Below are 5287 nucleotides of genomic sequence, written 5' to 3' on the forward strand. Positions count from 1 at the left end.
AAAAGGTGACAGGCACCCATGGGTGCCTGTCACCTTTTCTATTATTTCGATGCCGATTGTGTGTGTATTCTAAGTCGATCTTTGCCGAGGATAAAGATAAAGAGGAAGGCGATTCCAGCAGGGACTAGTGCCCATGTAAAGGTGTGAACGATTGAGCTTGATAGGGCATCTGTGATTTTGTCTAAAATTTGTGGCGGGATGTGACTTCTGGCTCCTTCTGATAACAATGACCGTGAATCGCCAAACGGCTGACCATTCATCTGACCCATTCCAGAAAAGGCATCTTTGAGCCCCTCGTTAAGATTACTTCTTTGGATGGTCCCAAAGATGGTTATGCCAATTGTCATTCCAAGTGAACGGATAAAGTTACTCGTAGAAGTAGCTGATCCCCTCTGCTCCATGCCAAATGGATGAATCGCCGCCATGCTTAACACCGAGAAGGAAAACCCGACGCCTAACCCGATAACAATCATATAAGCCGTCAGCAATGCCCTGCTTGTGTCCGGAGAGATGTTGCTTAACAGCAAAAATCCAATAATCAAAATAACCCCAGATAAAAACATGATGTTACGGTAACTCATCTTCGTCGTCAAAAAGCCGCCTGCCTGGGCAGTCACCACTGACCCGAGCATCATCGGCAATAAAATCAGCCCTGAATTCGTCGCTGTCCCGCCGTAAACCCCTTGCACAAAGATGGGAATATACACAGTAGCTGCCATAAATGCCGCTCCATAAAATAAGCTGACAAGTGTACTCCCGGCAAACAGACGATTCTTAAACATTGCAAACGAAATAATTGGATCCTTTGCCCTCGTCTCAGCGTACAGAAAGAGTAATAGTAAGACCGCAAAGCCAGCAAATAAGCTCAAAATAATAGTAGAATCCCAATCATATTTCTGCCCGCCAAGCTCAAGGGCAAACATTAAACAAACAACGGAGCCAATTAGAGTAATAGCCCCCCACCAGTCAATGATCTGTTTTTGGTGAATGGGCGATTCCTTATAGGCTATTGACACAAAGACTAAGGAAAGAATACCAAGTGGCAAATTGATATAAAAAATCCAGTGCCAGCTGATATGGTCGGTAATATAGGCCCCTAATAACGGACCGAAGATACTTGATAATCCAAAAACAGCCCCAAACAATCCGCCCATTTTCCCGCGCCTTTCAGGAGGAAATAAATCAAACATGATGGTAAAAGCAATCGGAACTAAAGCTCCTCCGCCAATACCCTGAATGGCCCGGTAGATGCTTAACTGAGTAATGGTTTCAGCAGTACCGCATAAAGCAGAGCCGATCATAAATAAAATCAATCCCATGATGAAGAATCGTTTCCGTCCATACATATCGGATAACTTTCCAAAAATCGGCATCCCGGCCATCTCTGCCACCATGTAGGCTGAAACCACCCAGACAAAGCTCTCCAGTCCGCCAAGGTCACCAACAATGGTTCCCATAGCCGTTACAACAATCGTATTATCCATCGAAGCCATCAGAATCCCCAGTAACAATCCTGCAACGACCAGCCCTAACTTACTTTCCTTTGCAGCCATTCGATTACCCCTTTACACTTTTGTCTTAGATTTGATTGCTGACGATGAATCACTTTTCAATTCCGTCGTATATTCAACAAGGCCTATTTGACAGCCGGGACCAATTTTTACCGTATTACCGCGGACCACTTCAGCCGTTGTATTTTCTAAGTAAATATCATCACCCTCAATGACCTTGGCCGTTAGAGTCCCTTCCTCTCTACCAAACGGAAGGAGCGAGTTTTTCTTTCTTTTGACCAAAATTTTGCCGCCGCCAATTTCTTCTGCTGTGCTTTGTCCAAATCGCAGCGCAATCTTAACCTTTTCTGCTGTTAGTAATCCTTTAATGTCGAAGCCGCCGCTAGAATCAAACGTCTCATATTCCACATCTCCTTTAACCGAGATACTTCCTTTAATGGTCGCTTCATCTCCGCTTAACTTTTCACCAACTTCCAGCAGACCAAATACCTTCATCTTCTTCAAACTGGCATTCCGTCCGACCAACATCGTACCCATGACAAGTGTATCGTTGGACGCCATATCCCCTTTAACCTCGGCCTCACCCATAATTTTTACTGAGCCTGTTTTCACATTATCTCTCGCATCACTCGTTCCATAAACATGAAAGGCGGAACATTCCACGTCATTCAGAATGGTCCCTTCACCGCGGATGCTGATTTTATCATATATGCCGCCTGGGTAGCTTCCCGAACCATTAATAATTAAATTTTTTCCTTTACCCATTTTCTTCCCCGCCTCCTAAACCTTCTGGATATCCCCTACAACCGAATTTTTATCTTGAGAAAATTCATCCGTATATTCCACCACACCAATTTGACAGTTTGGACCTATTTTAACATGGTGACCTCGGACCACCTTTGCCACGGTATTTTCCAGCACAATTTTGTCACCCTCGATTAAGTCTGTTTCTAATTGGGTTTTGTAAAAAGGTTTAAATATAGCGCCAATAAAGGACCCTTTATGTTGTTTAACGGTAATGGTCTGCCCACCTATTTCCTTTGCCTTGCATTCCCCATAAACCTCCAAATCAATTTGATCTGCATTTAAAAGTCCGCCAATGGTAAAGCGGTATTTCCCTTTAAAACTCTCAGCTTCACAGTCTTCACCCACGGTTAAAATCCCATGAATGGTGATCTGTTCCGCTTTTACTTTGCCTTCAACATTGACTTTCCCGGAGACTGTTATGTTTTTTACCGAAAGATTCTGTGCAATTTTAGCTGTCCCATCCACTTTTATCTTATCGCCCGCAATATTTCCATGAAACCGGGCATTGCCGTTAACTTTTACATTTGTGGCTGCTACATTCCCCTTCAGAGTTCCGGATCCGTTACAGTCTAATTCCTCACATTCGATGTCACTATTAACAGTCCCAACCCCATTCAGTGTAACCAGAGAAAAAAGTCCGCCATTGGACGAACCTAGTCCATTGATGATTAGATCCCCTCTTTGATTCGTATCCATCGTCATTCTCCCTTTTATAGTAATTTCGCTTTAATTTCTTCCAAGCAAGTTATCATCGATAAGACGGTAACCACTTTTGTTCCAGGTTCAAAATAAAAGTCTTCTGAATTAATGAGCAGCAAGCAGGAGGAAACGCCAAGTTTTCTTATGATCACTAATTCGCATTTTTTCTGTTTGATCAGCTGCGTATTGTTCTTTAAAACCTGAAGCAGCATTTTACCTTCATCTAAATTTATTTCACCCGACTGTAAAAGTTTCTCTAATACATAAACTTCGATCATTCTTGAAAAAGTAAACTGTTGACCTCCTTTATCCATTTCCAAATAGATATCCATAACAGGAGATGAAACAATGTTTCGTTTTACTAATTCATCTTTCTCCAATTTTAAGCCACTAATATTAGGTGAAAACATATCTGCCAATTCATCCAAAGACAAATTATCCTTCATTGTCTGGATTTTATTAATCCGCTCTAAAACCTTTTCTTTTGGAAAGAATGTTTCCTGTCCAGTAAAGGTGGATTTTCGAATAAACCACTCTTCGGGGATAAGATCTTTCCGTTTCCATCGGTAGAGCTGTCCATAAGAGATGCCAGCAAGTTCCAGCAGCTCCTTTTTAGAAATTAACTCGTCGCTCATTATAGAGAACCCCTTTCTGAAAACAGTGTAACATAACACTGTTACGTTGGTAAAGTAATAAAAAAAGTGTTTCACTAATTTTTGTAAGTGAAACACCTTTTACTCATTATTCTTCTATCTCTTCCGCCGTTGGATAATGTTTTAAGAAATAAACTAAAGACTGCAATTCCACTGCCAAGTCAATGTGATGAACCCTGATCGTTGAAGGGACATTTAATCGGGCTGGAGTAAAATTTAAGATCCCTCTCACTTCAGCTTTTGCCAGCCTGTCGGTAATCATCTGGGCAACAGGTGCTGGCACCGTAAGAATAACAACAGATATTTTTTCCTCTAACAGAACTTTTTCGAGATCATCCATTGGATAAACAGGAACTTCCCGAATTTTTGTTCCTTCCTTTTCGGGGTCGACATCAAAGGCAACTTCTATTTTTGTATTATTGTTTTTTAAAAAATTATAATTTAAAAAGGCAGTCCCTAGATTACCAACCCCAATTAACGCAACCTTTGTTAATTCATCTTGATCAAGTGTCTTACGGAAAAAGGTCAATAAATAATTGACATTGTAGCCATATCCCTTTTTCCCCAACGCCCCAAAGTAGGAAAAATCACGGCGGATTGTCGCACTGTCTACCTTTACCGCTTCACTTAGTTCGGCAGACGAAACCCTTTGTTTCCCTGATGTATGAAGATTTTTTAAAAATCGATAATAGAGGGGCAGCCGTTTTGCTGTCGCCTGTGGTATCTTCATCGTTTCATTACTCATAATCTCCCACACCCCATTATAAAAATTTGATAATATTATTTAACTGGTTCGACTCTTTTAAAGTCACCATTTTTTCCGCCCGTTTTCTCAACTAAGTAAGTGGGTCCAATGATCATTCCTTTATCTGCTGCTTTGCACATATCATAAACGGTTAAAGCGCATGCTGATGCAGCTGTGAGCGCTTCCATTTCAACACCTGTATTCCCTTTTGTTTTAACGGCTGCAGCAATTTGCAACTGAAAGTTCCCATTTTGATTCTGTTCCCATGAGAAGGATATATTGACCCCTGTTAATGGAATCGGGTGACACATTGGGATAATATCCCAAGTCTTTTTCGCCGCCATTACTGCTGCAACCTGTGCGACAGCTAAGACATCCCCTTTTTTCATTTCATGGTTCGTTATTTTTTGATATATTTCTTCACTTACGATAATACTCGATTGGGCAAGAGCCGTACGTGCCGTTTCAGGTTTATCGCTTACATCAACCATCTTAGCTCTGCCTTCTTCATTAAAATGCGTAAATTCTGCCATAAAAAAATCCTCCTACAAAAAAATAATACACTATTTTTACCACTATGTGTGTGAAACTTTGAGCGAAATATACGTTTTTCATGAAAAAAGTGCCAGTGAATCTTCCTTTATTGCTGTCATTACGCTTATAAGGTACACTATTTGTATAGAATGTAATTTTAAAAGCTTAAACTTAGTGAAATTTTTCACTAAATAAATGAAATCGAATACAGCCGTTTTTTATAAAAGGCTGTGTTAAAGGTTACCGTTGATTTTTAGACCATGTTGATTGGATCGGATAAGCTCGACTCCTGCGGGAGTACGGGGCAGGGGATCCTCCACGGCACGCCCGCGGAAAGC

6 protein-coding genes are annotated in these 5287 nt (G+C 41.1%); all 6 read right to left on the reverse strand.

Annotated features, from left to right (window positions below; genetic code table 11):
• Positions 1-41 precede the first annotated feature (41 nt).
• Positions 42-1553: an MDR family MFS transporter gene (locus tag V7266_RS00495; RefSeq protein WP_335465196.1), complete on the reverse strand. Its 1512-nt coding sequence runs from the start codon at positions 1551-1553 to the stop codon at positions 42-44.
• Positions 1554-1565: 12 nt separating this feature from the next.
• Positions 1566-2276 carry a cytoplasmic protein gene (locus V7266_RS00500; RefSeq protein ID WP_335465198.1) on the reverse strand — a complete coding sequence of 237 codons (711 nt, stop codon included), beginning with the start codon at positions 2274-2276 and terminating at the stop codon, positions 1566-1568.
• Positions 2277-2291: 15 nt separating this feature from the next.
• Positions 2292-3014 (reverse strand): polymer-forming cytoskeletal protein, encoded by a 723-nt coding sequence (locus tag V7266_RS00505; protein ID WP_335465200.1) that lies wholly within the window; start codon positions 3012-3014, stop codon positions 2292-2294.
• Positions 3015-3028: 14 nt separating this feature from the next.
• The gene (locus tag V7266_RS00510) at positions 3029-3652 is read right to left on the reverse strand and encodes a YhbD family protein (protein WP_335465201.1); all 624 of its coding nucleotides are present in this window, start codon (positions 3650-3652) and stop codon (positions 3029-3031) included.
• A 106-nt stretch (positions 3653-3758) separates the two neighbouring features.
• Positions 3759-4415, reverse strand: a complete 657-nt coding sequence (locus V7266_RS00515) for a redox-sensing transcriptional repressor Rex (protein ID WP_335465203.1) — start codon at positions 4413-4415, stop codon at positions 3759-3761.
• A 35-nt stretch (positions 4416-4450) separates the two neighbouring features.
• The gene (gene moaC / locus V7266_RS00520) at positions 4451-4948 is read right to left on the reverse strand and encodes a cyclic pyranopterin monophosphate synthase MoaC (RefSeq protein ID WP_335465205.1); all 498 of its coding nucleotides are present in this window, start codon (positions 4946-4948) and stop codon (positions 4451-4453) included.
• Between the last annotated feature and the right edge of the window lie 339 nt (positions 4949-5287).

Source organism: Neobacillus drentensis (genome assembly GCF_036965645.1).
Classification (GTDB): domain Bacteria; phylum Bacillota; class Bacilli; order Bacillales; family Cytobacillaceae; genus Neobacillus; species Neobacillus drentensis_D.